We start from the raw sequence: 17,645 nt of genomic DNA on the forward strand, positions 1-17,645 counted from the left end.
ACCTCGCCGGCGACCCGGACGGTGCCGTCCAGGGGCTGGAGTTCGCCCGCGACGAGCCTGAGCAGGGTCGACTTCCCCGATCCGTTGACCCCGACAGCCCCGGGGGGCCGGTGCCGGGGGTGGTCGCGTCCGGCGGCGCCCCCGCGCCGTCGCGTCCGGTGGTGTCGCCCGCGCCCGCTCCCCCGGCGGCGCGCCGTCAGGCGGCCGGACCGGCCGACAGCAGGGCCGCTATGCGCTCCGCCGTCGCGCGGTCGCGGGCGGCCGTGAACGGGAGGGCGTTGCCGCCCGTGACGCGGAAGGGCTCGCCGGTGCGGGTGAGGTGGGCGCCGCCGGCCTCCTCCACCAGCAGCAGCCCGGCCGCGTGGTCCCAGGCCGCCTCCCAGGAGAAGGCCACCGCGTCCGACTCGCCCCGGGCGACGGCCAGATACTCCAGACCGGCCGAGCCGCAGGGGCGCGGCGCCACCCCGTCCGTCCACAGCGGGAGCAGCGCGCGCTTCTGGGCGTCGGTGGTGTAGTCGGGGTGGGAGGTGGCGACGCGGAGGTCGTGGCCGGGGGTGGGGGTACCGGCGAGCAGCGGGACGCCGTCGAGCAGTGCGCCCCGGCCCCGGATCGCCGTGGCGAGCTGGTCACGGGCCGGGGCGTAGGTCCAGGACGCGAGGACGACTCCGCCGAGGGCGAGCGCGACCAGGGAACAGAAGCCGTCGTCGCCGTGCACGAACTGGCGGGTGCCGTCGACCGGGTCGACGATCCACACCGGGGCGTCGGCGCGTATCGCCGCGTAGGACGCGGGGTCGGCGTGCACCGCCTCCTCGCCGACGACGGCCGAGCCGGGCAGCAGGGCGGCGAGGGCCTCGGTGAGGAACAGCTCCGCGTTGCGGTCGGCGTCGGTCACCAGGTCGTGCGGGCCGCTCTTCTGGTCGACCTCGTGGTCGGCGAGCCGGCGGAAGCGGGGCAGGATCTCGGCCTCGGCGGCCTTGCGGACCGCGTCCGCCACGTCACCGGCATGCCGTGCGAGAAACTCGTCGATGGTTTCCGAGATGTCGTTCATACCTCCATGAGAACACGCAGCACTGACAATCCCCGCCCGGGTTGTGTACGCGGGGTGGAATCCGGATGAACCCCTGGAAATGGTCGTATCGGGATGAAATGAGGGCATGGGGCGATGCGTGTTCCCGGGGCTCAGCGTCCCACCGCGTACCCCTGCATGCCCCGCGGATTGGCCGCCGCCGACAGCACGCCGGTGCGGGGATCGCGGGCCACCGCGCACAGCCGCCCCTCCGACCAGGCGGGGCCCACGGTCACGTCGTGCCCCCGGCGGCGCAGCTCGGCGACGACCCCGTCCGGCATCCGGGACTCGACGGTGACGCTGCCGGGGCGGGTGCCGCGCGGGTAGAAGGAGCTGGGGAAGGCGTCGTTGTGCCAGTTCGGGGCGTCGACGGCGCCTTGCAGGTCGAGGCCGCCGCGGACCGGGGCGCGCAGGGCGACGGCGAGGAAGAAGTGCAGTTGCCACTGGTCCTGCTGGTCGCCGCCCGGCGTGCCGAAGGCCAGGACCGGGACGCCGTCGCGCAGGGCGAGGGAGGGGGTGAGGGTGGTGCGGGGGCGGCGGCCGGGCGTCAGGGTGTTGGGCAGGCCCTCGTCCAGCCAGGTCATCTGGAGCCGGGTGCCCAGTGGGAAGCCCAGTTCGGGGACCACGGGGTTGGACTGGAGCCAGCCGCCGCTGGGGGTGGCGGCGACCATGTTGCCCCAGCGGTCGACGACGTCGAGGTGGCAGGTGTCGCCCCGGGTGAGTCCGTCGGCGGCGACGGCCGGTTCAGCGGAGGGGACGGCCACCGTCGGCTCCCCGACCCCCATCGGGTCGAACACCGTTCCGCCGGTCTCCCGGATCCTCCCGGCCGCCGCGCTCAGCCGGGGCGGACGCCCGTCGGGGCTGCCGGGCCGCAGCGCGTACGACGCCCGGTCGCCCACCAGGGCGCGGCGCCCGGCGTTGTACTCCTCGGAGAGGAGCGCGGCGACCGGCACCTCGGCCGCGTCCCCGTACCAGGCCTCGCGGTCGGCGAAGGCGAGCTTGGCGCCCTCGACGAGGAGATGGACGTAGTCGGCGGAACCGGGGGCGGGGAGTTCGGCGGGGAGGAGGGCGAGTTGCTGGAGCAGGGCGGGGCCCTGGCTCCAGGGGCCGGCCTTGCAGAGGGTCCAGCCGTTCCAGTCGTGGGTGACCGGCGCCTCGTAGTGCGCGGACCAGCCGGCGAGGTCGGCGGCGGTGAGGGTGCCGGTGTGGTGGGTGCCGCTGCTGTCGAGGGTGGGGCGCGCGGACTGGCGCAGCAGTGCCTCGGCGATGAATCCGGAGCGCCAGATCTCGCGGGCGGCGTCGATGCGTGCCTCGCGGTCACCGGCCCCGGCGGCCCCGGCGGCCCCGGCGGTCTCCGTCTCGGCGAGGAGGCGGCGCCAGGTGGCCGCGAGGGCGGGGTTGCGGAACAGTTCGCCGGGGCGGGGGGAGCGGCCGTCCGGCAGATAGATCTCGGCGGAGGAGGTCCACTCGGTCTCGAACAGTTCCCGCACCGACTCCACCGTCGCGCCGAGGTTCTCCACCGGGGGGTGGCCGTCCTCGGCGTAGCCGATGGCGTACTTGAGGACCTCGGGGAGGGTGCGGGTGCCGTGATCGCGCAGGAGGAGCAGCCAGGCGTCGAAGGCGCCGGGGACGGCGGCGGCGAGCGGGCCGGTGCCGGGGACGAGGTCGAGGCCGAGCGCGCGGTAGTGGGCGGCGGAGGCACCGGCGGGGGCGACGCCCTGACCGCACAGCACCTGGACCTCGCCGCCCGCCGGGGCGAGCAGGATCGGCACTTCGCCGGCGGGCCCGTTGAGATGGGGTTCGACGACATGCAGGACGAAGGCTCCCGCCACGGCCGCGTCGAAGGCGTTGCCGCCGTCCTCCAGCACGGCCATGGCGGTCTGCGAGGCCAGCCAGTGGGTGGAGGACGCCATGCCGAAGGTGCCCTGGAGGGTGGGTCGGGTGGTGAACATGGGGCCTCTCGCCTCGCGTTCCGGCCTCATCGGCCCTGATCGTCGGTGCCCGGCCGGGCTCCTGGGGGAAGGGCGGAGTTCGCGTCAGCGGGCTCCCCTACTCCCCCAGCAGGCTATCGATGGCTCTGCGGCCCTTCTGCCCCGGCCCGGGCATGAAGTGGGCGTAGTGGTCGAGGGTGTTCGTCGGCGACGCATGACCCGGCCACTTGGCGAGGGTCACCGCCTCCACGACTCCCGGCGGCCTCACCCACATCGACCGGCGCCACATCGAGGCGCTCGCGCAGACCCAGGCCATCAAGCGACCGGGCACCGCCGACGACATCGTGGGCACCGTGCTGTCACTCGCCGGCGAGAGCAGTTCCCGGGTCACCGGCCAGACGATCATGGCCGACGGCGGCCTCGTCCGGCTGTGACCCCGCCTGACCGCCCGGACCACCGCTGAACAGTGCGAGGGCTCTGACACGGTCATGGCCGCCATCGCCGGGACCGTCCCGGGCTGCTTCGCCATCGACGGCGACGACGGCCCGGCACAGGTCGGCGGCCTCCGCACCGACCGCTTCGCAGCCCGCGACGGCCAAGGGTCGATCGCGCCGCGCGAGTTCGAGCTGCGCTACTGGGCCCACCTGAGCAACTGGTCCGCCACGGCGGGAAGCGTGAATGCCCGATCCGTCATTGACCATCAGACATTACTGTCGAACAATTGCCGTTAACGTCAAATACGAGAGGGACTGGTGGTACCCACCCATGGTGAATCGAGTCGGGCTGGTCGTCCCCAGCTCCAACGTGACCGTCGAGACCGAGCTGCCGCGCCTCCTGTCCCGCGCGACGGGCACGCGGTTCGCGTTCCACTCCAGCCGTATGCGGATGCACTCCGTGACCCCGGAGGAGCTGCGGGCCATGAACGCCCAGCGTGAGCGCTGTGTGATGGAGATCGGGGACGCCGGAGTCGATGTGGTGCTGTACGCCTGCCTGGTCGCCATCATGGCCACCGGCCGCGGGGAGCACCGCATCGCGGAACTCGCCGTGGCGGAGCAGCTCGCGGCCGGCGGTTCCGGCGCCAAGGTCCTCTCCAGCGCCGGCGCCCTGATCACAGCCCTGACGGACCTTCATGCCACGCGGATCTCCCTGGTGATGCCGTATATGAAGCCGCTCGCCGAGAAGGTCGTCGACTACCTCACGGGGGAGGGCTTCGAGGTCGTCGGCTGGCGTGCCCTGGAGGTGGCGGACAACAGCGACGTCGGCTGCATTCCCGGCGACCGGATCATGGAGGCGGCCCGCGGTCTGGACCTGGTCTCCTCCGACGCCCTGGTCATCTCCGCCTGCGTGCAGATGCCGTCGCTGGATCTGGTGCAGCGCGCGGAGGACGAGTTCGGACTGCCCGTGATCTCCGCCGCCACCGCCGGGGCCTACGCGGTCCTGCGCAGCCTCGGGCTGCCCGTCGACCTCCCGGACGCCGGTTCACTGCTGCGTGCCGACCGGCCGCTGCGTGCCGCGTGAAGCAGGCCGCGGCCCATCCATCACTGCCCGAGGAGCACCCGTGACGCACAAGCCCGAACACCGAGTCCGGGGGGTCGACCACGCCGCCTTCCCCACGTTCGACCCGGTCGGCACCACACGGTTCTACCGCGACGTACTGAAGTTCCCCATCGTCCACTCGATCTGCGCGGCCGGCTGGGGGCCGGAGAAGCACCCGGACTTCATCCACTTCTTCTTCGACATCGGCAACGGGGACCGCATCGCGTTCTTCTACTACTTCGGCACGGAGCCGTCCGGCGACCAGAGCGCACCGGGTGACGCCTGGGCCCGGCTGCCGCACGACACCCCGGTGTACTTCGCCAACTCACGTCACCTCGCGATCCACGTCGAGGACGAGGAGGACCTCCTGGAGTACAGGCGCCGGCTGGACGAGTCGGAGTGGCCGGTCGAGATGCAGGTCATGCACGAGACGATCGAATCGATCTACACCCATGACCCGAACGGCTACCTGATCGAGATCACCCGGGCACTGCGGCCGGTCACTGCGCAGGAGGACCTCGACGCTGCGCTCACCATCGACGCCCTGTGCGAGATCGCGCGGGGCGAGGCCCCCTCCATGGACAAACTCCTGACCCGCAAGGCGGAACTCATCGTCGAACGGGCCGCCGCGTGGCAGGACGCCGGGTCCGGGACCGCGGCGGACGGAGCGCGGTCATGACGGCGCGCATCTACGTCCTCGACGTCCCCGAGAACGAGGGCTTCGTCGAGGTGGCCTCCCGGGATCCCCTGCTGGGCGTCGACATGGTCGGCCCGTACCACCGGATCACCGCGCCGGACACGGATATCGTGATCGACCGCCGGGCGACGGGCTGCCGGCACGCCGTCTGGTACAGCGCGGTCGCCGGGATCGAGAACTCGGTCATCGTCCAGCAGGACAAGGACGCGCTGAGGGTGAGCGCCCGATGAGCGCCCCGAGCGAGCAGCGGCTCGGATCGGGCCGCTATGTGGCCCCGGCCGTCATCCCCGGTCACACCGCCGTCTCCGCCCACGAACTGACCACCCACGACGGAGCGAAGGTCGGCGGACTGCTGCGGACAGTGCCGGGCGCCACCACGGTCGCCGTCCTGATGCATCCGCGACAGGACTTCTCGCACCACGTCCTGGTGCCGGAGCTTCTCAGCCGCGGGTACGCGGTGTGGACGCAGAACACCCGCTCGGCCGGCAACGACCTGACGCTGCTGCACGAACAGGCGCTGCTCGACATGGCCGCCGGGCACACCTTCCTGCGTGAGCACGGATTCGAGAAGGTCGTCAGCGTCGGCCACTCGGGCGGAGGGGCACTGGCCGCCTACTACATCGAACAGGCGGCCCTCCCGGCCTCCTGGCGCGACGCGGCGACCCCCGGCGGCAAGCCCGTACCGCTGGCCGAGGCCGGCATGCCCGTGCCGGACGGCCTGCTGCTCATGGCACCGCATCCCGGGCAGGGTCGGCTGCTGATGCGGGTGATCGACCCGTCCGTCGCGGACGAGGCCGACCCGATGTCGATCGACCCGGCGCTCGACCCCTACGACCCGCGCAACGGATTCGCGCCGCCGCCGGTCCCCTCCCGCTACGCTGCCGAGTTCATCGAGACGTACCGCCGTGCACAGCGCTCCCGTGTGGAGCGCATCGACCGGATCGCCCGGGAACGGATCGCCGCCGCGGCCACGGCACGCCACCGCCACGCACGCACCGGAGACCCGCGCGACCGCCGCCGGGCCCTGGCCTCCGGGGTGATCGTCGTGCACCGCACCGATGCCGATCTGCGGGGCGTCGACCTCCACCTGGACCCCAACGACCGCCCCTACGGCTCCCTGTTCGGCCGCCGGCCGGACCTGACCAACTACGGGATCGTCGGCTTCGGCCGCCTCACCACCCCCGAGGCTTGGCTGTCGACCTGGTCCGGCATCTCCAGCCGGGCGGACCTGGTGCGCTGCGCCGCCGGCGTGAACGTCCCCGTCCTGCTGATCGAACTGACCGGGGACCAGGCGTGCTTCCCGGCCGACGCCCGGCACATGACGGACTCCTTCGCCTCCGGAGACGTGACACACATACGGGTGGCGGGCCGCCACTTCGGTGCGCCCCTGACCCAGGGCGCGCCCTCCGGAGCCACGCTGGCGGGCGAGGCCATGGACCCCTGGCTCGGCACACGCTTCCCCGCCGGGGCCCGTGCCTCCCGTCGGCAGACCGACCGCGGGCCGGCCGGCCCGTGACCCCGCATCCGGCCGCCCATCGGGCGGGGACGGCCGGACAGAAGATCAGCCATGGAATCCCATGAGAAGAGCCGTTAAATTGCCGAACATGCCGAACATGCCAAACATGCCGAAAAGCACGGTGTTCGCCCGGTCCACGGGCTCAGCCGGAGAAGAAGGACTCGTCCCCTACCCGGCAGACATATCGGACGCATACCGGGCCGCGGGTTTCTGGAGCGGCAGGACCCTCCCGACGGAGCTGAGAGCCGCAGCGCCCCAGCACGCCGAGCGGACAGCCCTGATCACCCCCGAGCAGACACTCGGCTACCGGGAGCTGTTCGCCGCCGCCGAGAAGTTCGCGGCCGGCCTCGCCGCGTCCAGCGGGCTGCGGCCCGGTGACGCGGTGATGTTCCAGATGGGGAACGTGGCCGAGACCGTGATCGCCTATCTGGGGTGCCTGATGGCCGGGATCCGCCCGGTGTGCACACTGCCCCAGCACGGCGTCCGTGAGATCAGTGTCCTCGCACGGCATGTCGGCGCGCGCGGCCTCATCGCCCAGGCGGACTTCCGGCACGGCAAACTGCCGGAGCACGCCCGCGAGCTGCGGTCCGGCGGCGTGATCGGCGAAATCGTCATCGCCCGCGGCCCGTCCAGCGCACCGGACCTCTCCTACGCCGACATCCTCGGCGCCGGAGAGGGAGCGGATCCAGCCGACCTGCCGTACCACACGCTGGACCCGCGGCAGATCGCCGTCTTCCAGTTGTCCGGCGGCACCACGGGCCTGCCCAAGGTCGCCCCCCGGCTGCACGAGGAGTACGCGTACAACGCGTCGGCCTGGGCCCAGGCCCTCGGCTGGGCTCCGGGCACCACCGTCCTGTACGCCCTGCCCATCATGCACAACGCCGGTATCTCCGTCGCGCTCCAGCCCGCCCTGCTCAGCGGGGCGACGCTGGTGCTGGCACCCTCCGCGGACACCGGCACCCTGCTGGACCTGATCGAGACGACCCGGCCCGACGCCATCCCGCTCGTCCCGCCCGCGCTGGCCGTGCGGCTGCTGGACGAACCCCGCAGCAGACACGCCGACCTGTCCTCGGTCACGGACTTCATCATCGGCGGACAGAAGCTGCCCCCGGAGATCGCCGAGCGGCTGCGCGACGAACTCGGCATCCGGATCCGGCAGAAGTTCGGCATGGCGGAGGGCATGTTCCTGGTGACACCCCCGCACGGATCCGAGCGGATGCGCCACCACACGGTCGGCACGCCGATCTCACCGGCCGACGAGATCCGGATCCTGGAGCCCGGCGGCGATACCGAGGCCGCCGACGGCGAGATCGGCGAGCTGTGCGTCCGCGGGCCGTACACCATCCGCGGTTACTACCGCGCCGAGCAGCACAACGCACACGCCTTCACGGACGACGGCTTCTACCGCACCGGCGACCTGGCACGCCGCCATGCCATCGACGGTATGACCTGCTACTCCATCGACGGCCGGATCAAGGACGTGATCAACCGGGGCGTCGAGAAGATCCACGCCGAGGAAGTCGAAGAACTGATCCTGCGGCACCCGCACGTGGCCGGCGCCGCGCTCGTGGCCATGCCGGACCGCGTCCTCGGCGAACGAGGATGCGCCTATCTCGTTCCGGAACACGATGCGCCGCAGCTCACCGTCGCGGCACTCGGCGATTTCCTGCGCGCCCAGGGGCTGGCCGTCTACAAGCTGCCCGAACGGGTCGAGTACCTGCCGTCGCTGCCCCTGTCCCCGGTCGGCAAAGTAGCCAAGAAGACGCTGCGCGACGACATCGCCGACAGTCTCGCCGGTGAATCGGGGGCGTCTGTCTAGGCGAAGCGGTAGGCGAAGCGGTCGGTGCCGGCGGCTCCGCGACCGGTGCGCCGGCGCACCAGGAGCGAGGCCGCGCGGTTCGCGCTCCGCCCCATGGGCGGGCCGCAGAACCGGGACGGCCCGGACGGCGCCTCGTGACGGGAGGAATGGCCGGGTCCGACGGGCGGCACCGCCGCTGGAGCGGGGGTGGCTGGCGCAGTACTCGTTCGACCACGGCGAGAGCGGCCGTCTCTGCGGTCGCCTCCGTGTCTGCGCTGTCGCGGGCACGGGGGGGCGCCTCCGTGGCTGCGCTGCCGCAGGCACCGGGTGGCGCCTCCGTGGCTGCGCTGCCGCAGGTACCGGGGGGACGAAGCAGCGTCCCTTGGGAAGTGCGGATGGGTCCGCCCGCGCGCCCGATATCCGGCGTCAACTGTCCTTGAGCATGCCCTCCAGACGGTCGAGGTCCTCTCGGAGCAGGCCGACCATGTAGGAGACGCCTTCGGTTCCCGAGGGGGCCCGGTTGGCAAGCAGACCGCCCAGGGCGATGTCGGTGAGCCCTGCGGCCACCAGTTCGGGGGTGGCCGCACCGGCACCGGTGCGACGCGGGTACCAGAAGGCGACCCAGTTCGCGACCCCGAGGAGGCTGAAGGCCGCCAGCTCCGGATCCACGGGCCGGCACGAGCCTTCCTTGACCGCCTGGGAGACCAGATCCTTCAGCGAGGCCAGGGTCTGCCTGCGGGCCTGGAGATGCTGTTCGGCAAGCGGCTGCGGCAGCGCACCCTCACTGGTCAGCAGGAGCCGGAAACGCTGCGGGTGCCGTGCCACGATCAGGGCCATGTTCGTGACGGCCTCCCGCAACCTGTCGATCGCGGGCCGGGAGTCGGGCTGCGCGAGCCGCTGCACATCCTGGGAGGTGGGCAGGGTGAAGCCCTGGACAAGGGTCTCCAGCAGCTCGTCCTTGTTGCGGATGTAGTGATAGACGCCCGTGCGAGTGAGGCCGACCGCCTCCGCCAGTTCCCCGAGTGAGGTACCGGCCACCCCTTTGCGGGCAAAGAGCTGCTCGGCCGCTTCCATGAGCCGGTTCATTACCATCTCGTGCCGAGCAGGGCTCCGCGTCGTGGGCTTAGACATACCCGGCATTAAAGCGGTCATCGGGAAGCTTGTCAGACCCTTGACTCGACAAGGTCGTCCAAAGAGCGACGTTCATCGCGTGTGCCTGGCGGCACCGGACCGCCCGCCTCGATGCGCCCGCGCGGCGTTTCAGGCCGACCGCCCGAGCATCCCCAAAATTAGTCACACATGTGAAACTATAGACGATGACGTCGACCTCCCGTCGACCTCCCGTCGATCGGTCGGCTGGCGGAACCTGGGGGCCGACCGAAGGGCGCCGCAACGCGTCGAAGGGGGAACTGGCAGACCTGGGTACAACGGGGCCCGTGCCACCCGTCCGCAGGCCCTCCGGCGGGGGCTTTATTGGTGACAGCGGCACAGACCGGAAACGCCGCGAAGACCCTGATGGGAGCAGACGATGAGCAACAAGACGGCCAGCGAGCGGTTCGACGTGGTGGTCGTGGGCGGCGGGTCGGCCGGAGCGGTACTGGCCAACCGGCTGTCCACGGACCCCTCACGGTCGGTGCTGCTGCTGGAGGCCGGCCGGGCATACCCGCGCGGCCAGTACCCCGAGATACTGCTCGACTCGGCCAAGGTGGGCGGCGACGCCGAGCACGACTGGGGCTACGTCGCCAGGATCGGAGCGACCGACGCCGAGATCCCCGCGCTGCGCGGCAAGGCCCTCGGGGGAAGTTCCGCGGTCAACGCGGCGGTCGCGCTGCGCGCCCGCCCCGCGGACTTCGCCGCCTGGACGGCCCGCGGCGTGAGCAACTGGTCCTTCCAGGAGGTGCTCCGGACCTACCGCCTCCTGGAGAACACCTCCTCCGGGGACGACGCCTTCCACGGCCGCAGCGGCCCCTTCCCGATCCACCAGCAGACCTACGAGGAACTCACCCCGTCCCTGAGGGCGTTCATCGACGCCTCGGACCACCTCGGCCTCACCCGCATCACCGACCCGAACGCCGACAAGCAGAACGGTGTGGCGCCCTACCCGTTCAACATCGTCTCCGGCGTCCGCCAGAACACCGGCCTCGCCTACCTGACCGAAGAGGTCCGCAACCGGCCGAACCTCACCATCCTGGGCGGCAAGCAGGCCGACAGGCTCCAGATCACCGCGGGCAGGGCCACCGGCGTGCGGACCGTCGACGGCACCCTGTACGAGGGCGGCGAGATCATTCTCTCCGCCGGGGCCTACGGCAGCGCGGGCATCCTCATGCGGTCCGGCATCGGAGTCGCCGGTGACCTGGCCGACCACGGTATCGAGGTCGTGGCGGATCTCCCGGTCGGCCGGCGGTTCCAGGACCACCCCTTCTTCTACAACGCCTACGCCCTGAGCCCCGAAGCCCGGGACATGACGCCGGCGGGCGGGGCCATCGTCTGGACGGGCTCGTCCCTGGCCGGGCCGGACGAACTCGACCTGCACATCTCGGCCACGCACCTCATCGACCCGAGCTACAGCCCGACGGGCGGAGCCATCGTCCTCGCCATCGCCGTGGTCCGGCCCGAGTCCATCGGCTCCGTGAAACTGCGCAGCGCCGACCCCGCGGACGCCCCGGTCATCGACTACAACTTCCTCGCCACTCCCCGAGACCGCCGCCGTATGCTCGAAGGGGTCAAGCTCAGCCGGTCGATCGCCCGTACCGACGCCTTCGCCGCTGTCCTGGCGGGGGAGCTGACCCCCGGCGACGATGTCCGCGCCGATGCCGAACTCAGCAAGGCCATCCGCGGGAACCTGGCCAGCTATCACCACCCCACCTCGACGGTGCCCATGGGCGGCCCCGACGACCAGTGGGCCGTCGTCGACGGCTACGGCTCGGTGTACGGCGTGGACAACCTCCGCGTGATCGACGCCTCCATCTTCCTCGAAGCGCCCTCGACCGCCACCAACCTCACCACGATCATGGCCGCCGAGCACATCTTCCGGCAGGCCCTGAACCGCTGAGGCGGGGCAAACGGGCCGGTGTGTCCGGGGCAGGCACCCCTGCCCACCGCCGGACACACCTGCCCGGCGCCTTCCCGCACCGGCCCCCTCCCGCACCGGCCCCTTCCCGCACCGGCCCCCTCCCGCACCGGCGCCCGAGCAGAGCGGCCAGTGCCACAAGGTCCTCCCCCGCAGCACCGCACCCACCCGCCAGGAGAACGGACGGACAGCGATGGCATCCATCGACACCAACAGGGAACTCCGCGACTTCCTGCGCGCTCGACGCGGACAACTGCGGCCCCAGGACGTAGGACTCACGGGCTCCGAGAGTGTCCTCGGCTCCCCGAAGTCCCGGCGCGTCCCGGGCCTGCGGCGCGAGGAGATAGCCCAGTTGGCCGGAGTGAGCGTCGACTACTACGCCCGCCTGGAGCAGGGCCGCGCACGCCATGTCTCGCAGAGCGTCCTGACCGCGGTGGCGGACGCCCTCCGGCTCAACGAAACCGAGCGCGCCTACTTCCACGCCCTGGCCGCCCCCCACACCGGCCCCGCCCCACGGTCCGGGCTGTCGCCGCTGCGGGTCCGGCCCGCCGTCCACCGCATGCTGGAGGAATTCAACTCGCCCGGACTCGTCCTGGGGCGGGGACTTCAGATCCTGGCCATGAACCGGCTGGCCCGCTCCTTCCTCTTCGACATGGAGGCGGTACCTGCCAAAGACCGCAATCTCGCCAAGTGGACCTTCCTCGCGCCCGAAGCACGGAGCCGCTACGGGGACTGGGAGTCCGCCGCCTCGGACCTCGCCGCCGTACTGCGCGCGGAGGCCGGCGCCCACCCCAACGACCGCTACCTCGGCGATCTGGTCGGAGAACTCGCGACCAAGAGCCGCGAGTTCTGCCACATGTGGGCCCAGCACACGGTCTCCGCATGCCTGAGCGGCACCCTGCGTATCGAGCATCCAGAGACAGGAACCGTCGAAGTCGACTACGAAGCCCTTCACCTGCCCGAAGAGCAGGACCAGAAGCTGGTTCTCTACGTCGCCGCCGAAGGCTCCCGGTCCGCAGATGCCCTCCGGCTCCTCGCCAGTTGGTACACGCCCGCGCCGGACCGCGGCAGCATGGCATCAGACTCCGGGGCGGCGGGACTCGGGCAGACGCGCCCGGAGGCATGACACGCGGGCTCCCTCTCGAACTCGTCTGACACTGGGGAAGGGGGCGCTGCTCTGCGAATCCAAGGACGGAGTTCGACGGTCCAGTCCACAACAGGTCCGCGAGCGGGCCCCGCGGACACCGTACGGACCGCCCTGGACGGGCGGGCCCCGCCCCAGGGTGAGACGGTGACCAGTTCCACGTGCGCCGTGGTGATGGTCACCCCGTCAGGGATCTCCGGGTCGCCCCGTCGGTAGGCGCGTAGGACGGGCCGGTCGGCGCCCCGTCGGCACGCGCGCAGGACGGGCCGGCCGACGGTGCGGGCCTCGCGGTCACGGAGCCTGCCGTACGGCGACGGCGCCCGATCTACTCCCTGGTCGGCATTGCTGTCCGGCTGTCACGTCCAGTCCTGTTCAGCCTCAGCCCGCCACCTCGCTGACGGGCGAGTCGAACGCCGCCGTCGTGGTACCGGCGCCCGGTGAGGATCCCGAGGTGCCATGGACCTGTCCCACATCACCTTCCTGGAGGACCCCACCGAATCGCAGGCAGGGACAGCAGCGCACCGAGGTGGAGAGCCGTTCCGGGTATGGATACGGAAGCCGGGAGCGTCGGCGCAGGCGCCCGTACGCCACCCGTTCAACCGGACGTGATCGGAGAGGGAGAACATGGCGGAACCCACCGCGGAAGAGGTCAAGGAATTCAAGGCGAGGCTCGTTGCCTGGGATGCGGCGAAGAAGGCCGGGAAGGACCCGGGCCCGCTGACCCTCCTGGACGGAACCCAGATTCCGGCCGACGAGGAGTACATCATCGTCCGCGACGACGAGATCCAGGGAGTCATCGACTGAGAACCCGTCCCCAGCCCCCGGAGCGGGATCGCGGCAGGCCGGGCGCAGGCGCTCGGGCTTCCCAGGAACTCGTGGAGGGCTTGGCGGACCGCGTCGAAGGGCGGCTACGGGAGGGACAGCGGGGAAAGCCCCGGTCAGGCCCCGTGCACCCGGGACCTCGGAGTACGGGGCCTATGGACAGGTGTGGAGCAGTTCGCGGCGGGCGGTGGCGAGGGTGCGCCAGCGGGTGAGGGCGGTGGTTTCGCCGTCGGGCCAGCGGGGCGGGGGGGCCGTCGGGGTGACGGAGATCGGCTGTGAAGCGGGCGAGGTCGGTTTCTGGAGCGCCGCCGTGGTCAGCCGCTTCGCGGTCGTGGCGGTCTGCTCCCGGGGCCGAAAACCATATCCGCTGTTCGACTGCGGTCCGCGAGGATGTCTTCCTGTGAACCATGTACTGTGCGGCCTCGCCGTCAATGAGGCTCTGCCCTTCGAACTGGTCGGGCGCCTGATCGCGGTCGCGGACGAGGACATCGCCCATGGCCTCGCCGGCCGCGCGGACCTCACCCGCGAGCAGGCGGCCGACCTGGCCGCGCGGGTCGAGGAGAGCGCTGTGCGGCTCGTGTACGAGGGCCGGCTGACCGCTGCGGACATCAACCCCCTCACACAGCCGCACGCCGCGCTCGCGCTGCTGGACGAGGCCGCCGGCGACCCGGAGTGGGCGCGGCTCTTCGCCCGGGACCCCGACGCCGGTCGCCGGGCGAAGCTCGCCGCCTGTCCCGGGCTTCCGGCCGATGTGAGGGAGACGCTCGCCGCCGACCCGGACGTACAGGTCGTCGCGGAACTCGCGTTGTGGACCACGGGGGACCTGGCGGCCCGTCTCGCGCGCCACCCGCATGCCGGGGTCCGCCGCGCGGTGGCGGCCAACGAGGCGACACCACCGCAGGTCCTGGCCATGCTGATCACCGGCGAGGGGCTGCCGCCTGCGGAGCGGTGCCCGGTCTGCGAGGGCGAGGCGACTCCGTACCGGCACGATCCGTACCGGCACGATCCGTCCCGTCCGCGGCTCGAATGGGACCTGCGGCCGGGTGCCTCGTGCGCCGGCTCGCACGGATCCACCCTCCACGAGCTGGCGGAGCAGGCACTGCGGAACCCCGCCACACCGGTCGGTGCTCTCCTCGGGTTCACCGACCACCCCTCGCCGCTGCTGCGCTGCCGGCTCGCCGCCCGCCCCGACCTGCCGCCGGAGTCAGCGGCGCGGCTCAGCGGTGACCCCGTGCCGGGCGTTCGGGCCGAGCTCGCGGAGAACCCGGCGATCGGCGACGCCCTGATCCGTGTGCTGGCCGCCGACCGGGGCCACGACGTGCAGCGCAGACTGGCGCACAACCCCCGTGTGCCGCTCGATGTCCTCTCCGGTCTGGCCGCCGTCACCAGGATCGGCCCGTCCCTGCTGCCGCGGATCGCCGCCGCTTCTCCCTCCGAGACCGAGGAGCTGTCCAGGTCGTCGCATCCGGTGATGCGCATGCTCCTGGCCGAACGGCGGGATCTGCCGGCCGGGACCCGCAACGCGCTGGCCGACGACCCCGACGCGAAGGTGGTCGGGTCCATCGCGCCGCACCCCGGCCTCTCGGAGACCCGACTGCGGTCCATGGTCGAACGCCACGGAGTCCGGGTCGTCGCCAAGGTGGCGGCCAACCCCGGGGCCCCGCCCGCCCTGCTGGAGGACCTGACCGGACACATACCGCCTGTGCGGAAGGCACTGCGTGAGATCGCCCGGCACCCCAACGCGACCGGCCCGGCACTGCTCGCCTGTCTGGCTGACAGGCAGACACGGCGGGTCGCGGCAGGACACCCGGCCCTGCCGCCGGAGGCCATCGTCGAACTGCTCGCCGACCACGACGGGCTCGTGGTGGAAGCCGCCGCCGCCAACCCGTCCCTGCCACCGGCCGTCATGGCGGAGCTGATACCCGAGCCCACCAGGACATAGATGCAGGAGATAGGTGCAGGAGATAGGTGCAGGAGATAGGTGCAGGAGATGGATCCGGCACAGCGCCACCACCCGGCCAAGCCGATCACCCCACGGAAACAGCGGGGCAAAACCGGACTCGGATCCACCCATCAAGCCTCAACGCACGGCCGCGTGAAGGTGCCGCACAAGCATGCGGGCGGGGGGCTTGGCTTGCTGCCCGGTACACGGGGTTGCTGTTCGGTGCGGTGGTGTTCGGTCATCACGGTGGTCTGCCCGGTATGGACAGGCCGCGGAGGGAGCCGGTGGAGGAAGGCGGGGCCGGGCGGGGACTCGCCGTATCCACCGTGCCGGGCCCGAGGGGCGCCGGTGGCCGGGCCGCGCGACCCACCGTGCACACCGCATGACCCGCGCCCGCCCGCAGGCGTGGGCCCCGCGGCGGCTTGTTGGTCAGGGCTGGTCGTCGGCCGGGAGACCGACCCCGCCCAGGACGGTGAGGTCCGTGCGGTGCGGTGGGGCCGACAGCAGCGCAAGGACGTCTGCGGGGGCGGGACCGCCGGCGGGCGACGGGGCGGCGAGGGCGGCCTGCGCACTGGAGTCGTCCCGCCAGACTTCGGTGACGTGCACGGTGTCCGGATCGGCTGTGTCCCGGCTGATCAGGTAGAGCTCACAGCCCGGGAAACCGCGCAGCCCCTGCGCCACCCGCAGCAGGACAGCGGCGAGTTCGCCGCCTCTGCCCGCATGCGCCGTCATGGTCATCAGTCTGCCGATCATGCTCAGACCAGGGTGGTGATGCAGAACGGGTGGCCCGCGGGATCCAGCAGGACCCGCCACCGGCCGGGTTCCGGCTGGACCGCCGGCTCGACGGCACCCTGGGCGAGCAGCCAGGTCTGGGCGGCATCCAGGTCATCCACGCCCAGTTCGATGTGGGCCTGCTTCTCCTGGGAGGGGTCGGGCCAGGTGGGGCGTCGGTAATCGGCCAGGCGGCTGAACCCCAGTCCGGCCGAGCCCTCCCGGCCGAGCAGGACGAAGTCGTCAGTGGAGTAGACGACGGGCAGTCCCAGGGCGTCGCCGTAGAAGCGGGCCAGTTCGGCGGGGTCCGGGCAGTCGAAGGTGACGGCCGCGTAGCGGATCGCGGGTGCGGATGCCTTTCCAGTGCTCATGGGACAGACGCTACGACGGGACCAGGACAGTTTCCGTCCTGGTCATCCGGGACACTTCACGATGTGATCAGCACTTCGGCCCGCCTCCTGCGACTTGTCTCACTGCTGTCCGCGCGGCCCTCGTGGACCTGCGCTGAGCTGGCCGGCCGGACGGCGGTCACCGAGCGCACGGTGCGCCGGGACATCGCCAGGCTCCGGGAACTCGGCTACGGCGTCGAGTCCGACCCCGGGCCCTGGGGCGGTTACCGCCTCAGGGCCGGAAACCGGGTCCCGCCCCTGATCCTCGACGACGAAGAGGCACTCGCCGTGGCCGTCGGACTGCGTGAGGCAGCACTCAGCGGCGTTCTCGGCGGCGACCAGGCCGCGCTGTCAGCGCTGCTGAAACTGCGCCAGGTCCTTCCCCCACGGATCGCGGACCGGCTCGGCGAGATGGACGCCGCCTTCGTGCACACCCCCAGGCCGGACGAGCCGCAGATCACGCCGGGCATGCTGCTGGAACTGGCCACCGCGTGCCGCCGGGGCGAGCGCACCCACCTCTCCTACCGCGACAGGGAAGGCAGGGCCACCACCCGGGAGACCGACCCGTACCGTCTCGTGCACACAGGACGCCGCTGGTACCTCGTGGCCCGGGATGTGACACGGGGCGAGTGGCGGACCTTCCGGGCGGACCGGGTGGTCCACCTACACCCGACCGGGCATGCTGTGGAACTCCTCGACCCGCCCGACCCGGTCCTGCTCGTCTCCCGGTCCATCGCAGCCGGCACCTACCCGCTCCATGCGACCGTCCGTCTCCCGCTGCCCATGGACCAAGCACTGCGGCTCGTCCCGCCGACGGTCGGCACTCACCGCCAGGACGGCCCCGACGCCACCGTCATCGACATCGGCGGCCCCGACGCGGACGCACTCGCCAGATACCTGCTCAGCCTCGCCACCGAATTCCAGGACGTGGCAGCCCCTCGTGGCCGGGGTGGTCTCGGAGAG

The 17,645-nt window shown here is 71.9% G+C and carries 16 protein-coding genes and 2 pseudogenes; 12 read left to right on the plus strand and 6 right to left on the minus strand.

The features are described 5' to 3' along the window. From AB0O01_RS32135 to AB0O01_RS32145, 3 genes and pseudogenes are all read right to left on the minus strand, one after another. Window positions 1–101, minus strand: a pseudogene (locus AB0O01_RS32135) (ATP-binding cassette domain-containing protein); the annotation flags it as partial. A 95-nt stretch (window positions 102–196) separates the two neighbouring features. Then, window positions 197–1,048: an inositol monophosphatase family protein gene (locus AB0O01_RS32140; protein WP_365318960.1), complete on the minus strand. Its 852-nt coding sequence runs from the start codon at window positions 1,046–1,048 to the stop codon at window positions 197–199. Between the two features lie 131 nt (window positions 1,049–1,179). Next, window positions 1,180–3,018 carry a gamma-glutamyltransferase gene (locus tag AB0O01_RS32145; RefSeq protein ID WP_365318962.1) on the minus strand — a complete coding sequence of 613 codons (1,839 nt, stop codon included), beginning with the start codon at window positions 3,016–3,018 and terminating at the stop codon, window positions 1,180–1,182. A gap of 206 nt (window positions 3,019–3,224) precedes the next feature. Here AB0O01_RS32145 and AB0O01_RS32150 point away from each other — a divergent pair, with 206 nt between their 5' ends. From AB0O01_RS32150 to AB0O01_RS32180, 7 genes are all read left to right on the plus strand, one after another. Next, a complete protein-coding gene (locus tag AB0O01_RS32150; RefSeq protein WP_365318964.1) occupies window positions 3,225–3,431 on the plus strand; it encodes an SDR family oxidoreductase in 207 nt (68 codons plus the stop codon). Window positions 3,432–3,485: 54 nt separating this feature from the next. Further along, on the plus strand, window positions 3,486–3,728 hold the full coding sequence (locus AB0O01_RS32155; RefSeq protein ID WP_365318966.1) for a hypothetical protein: 243 nt from the start codon (window positions 3,486–3,488) through the stop codon (window positions 3,726–3,728). 34 nt (window positions 3,729–3,762) lie between these two features. After that, window positions 3,763–4,515, plus strand: a complete 753-nt coding sequence (locus tag AB0O01_RS32160; RefSeq protein WP_365318967.1) for an Asp/Glu racemase — start codon at window positions 3,763–3,765, stop codon at window positions 4,513–4,515. A gap of 40 nt (window positions 4,516–4,555) precedes the next feature. Next, window positions 4,556–5,212: a VOC family protein gene (locus tag AB0O01_RS32165; protein WP_365318968.1), complete on the plus strand. Its 657-nt coding sequence runs from the start codon at window positions 4,556–4,558 to the stop codon at window positions 5,210–5,212. Continuing rightward, window positions 5,209–5,460: a hypothetical protein gene (locus AB0O01_RS32170; RefSeq protein WP_365318969.1), complete on the plus strand. Its 252-nt coding sequence runs from the start codon at window positions 5,209–5,211 to the stop codon at window positions 5,458–5,460. The genes AB0O01_RS32165 and AB0O01_RS32170 overlap by 4 nt, the downstream gene beginning before the upstream one ends. Beyond that, on the plus strand, window positions 5,457–6,746 hold the full coding sequence (locus AB0O01_RS32175; protein ID WP_365318971.1) for a hypothetical protein: 1,290 nt from the start codon (window positions 5,457–5,459) through the stop codon (window positions 6,744–6,746). Before AB0O01_RS32170 ends, AB0O01_RS32175 begins: the two co-directional genes overlap by 4 nt. A 106-nt stretch (window positions 6,747–6,852) precedes the next feature. Further along, window positions 6,853–8,565 carry an AMP-binding protein gene (locus AB0O01_RS32180; RefSeq protein ID WP_365318972.1) on the plus strand — a complete coding sequence of 571 codons (1,713 nt, stop codon included), beginning with the start codon at window positions 6,853–6,855 and terminating at the stop codon, window positions 8,563–8,565. Between the two features lie 405 nt (window positions 8,566–8,970). Here AB0O01_RS32180 and AB0O01_RS32185 read toward each other — a convergent pair whose 3' ends face one another. After that, entirely contained in the window at window positions 8,971–9,618 is a 648-nt protein-coding gene (locus tag AB0O01_RS32185; protein WP_365318974.1) for a TetR/AcrR family transcriptional regulator, read from the minus strand. A 454-nt stretch (window positions 9,619–10,072) separates the two neighbouring features. Between AB0O01_RS32185 and AB0O01_RS32190 the strand changes: the two genes are divergently transcribed. From AB0O01_RS32190 to AB0O01_RS32205, 4 genes are all read left to right on the plus strand, one after another. After that, window positions 10,073–11,596, plus strand: coding sequence for a GMC oxidoreductase (locus tag AB0O01_RS32190; protein ID WP_365318975.1), 1,524 nt, complete (start codon window positions 10,073–10,075; stop codon window positions 11,594–11,596). 211 nt (window positions 11,597–11,807) lie between these two features. Next, window positions 11,808–12,740, plus strand: coding sequence for a helix-turn-helix transcriptional regulator (locus tag AB0O01_RS32195; RefSeq protein ID WP_365318977.1), 933 nt, complete (start codon window positions 11,808–11,810; stop codon window positions 12,738–12,740). A gap of 642 nt (window positions 12,741–13,382) precedes the next feature. Further along, window positions 13,383–13,562: a hypothetical protein gene (locus AB0O01_RS32200; protein ID WP_365318978.1), complete on the plus strand. Its 180-nt coding sequence runs from the start codon at window positions 13,383–13,385 to the stop codon at window positions 13,560–13,562. 418 nt (window positions 13,563–13,980) lie between these two features. After that, entirely contained in the window at window positions 13,981–15,522 is a 1,542-nt protein-coding gene (locus AB0O01_RS32205; RefSeq protein ID WP_365318980.1) for a hypothetical protein, read from the plus strand. 429 nt (window positions 15,523–15,951) lie between these two features. Here the strand turns inward: AB0O01_RS32205 and AB0O01_RS32210 are convergent, their stop codons facing one another. After that, complete coding sequence (locus tag AB0O01_RS32210) at window positions 15,952–16,275, minus strand: antibiotic biosynthesis monooxygenase family protein (protein WP_365318982.1); 324 nt, start codon at window positions 16,273–16,275, stop codon at window positions 15,952–15,954. A 2-nt stretch (window positions 16,276–16,277) separates the two neighbouring features. Next, complete coding sequence (locus tag AB0O01_RS32215) at window positions 16,278–16,664, minus strand: VOC family protein (RefSeq protein ID WP_365318985.1); 387 nt, start codon at window positions 16,662–16,664, stop codon at window positions 16,278–16,280. 63 nt (window positions 16,665–16,727) lie between these two features. Here AB0O01_RS32215 and AB0O01_RS32220 point away from each other — a divergent pair. After that, window positions 16,728–17,606, plus strand: a pseudogene (locus AB0O01_RS32220) (YafY family protein); the annotation flags it as partial. Window positions 17,607–17,645 lie beyond the last annotated feature (39 nt).

This window comes from Streptomyces sp. NPDC093252, assembly GCF_040683675.1.
Lineage (GTDB): Bacteria > Actinomycetota > Actinomycetes > Streptomycetales > Streptomycetaceae > Streptomyces.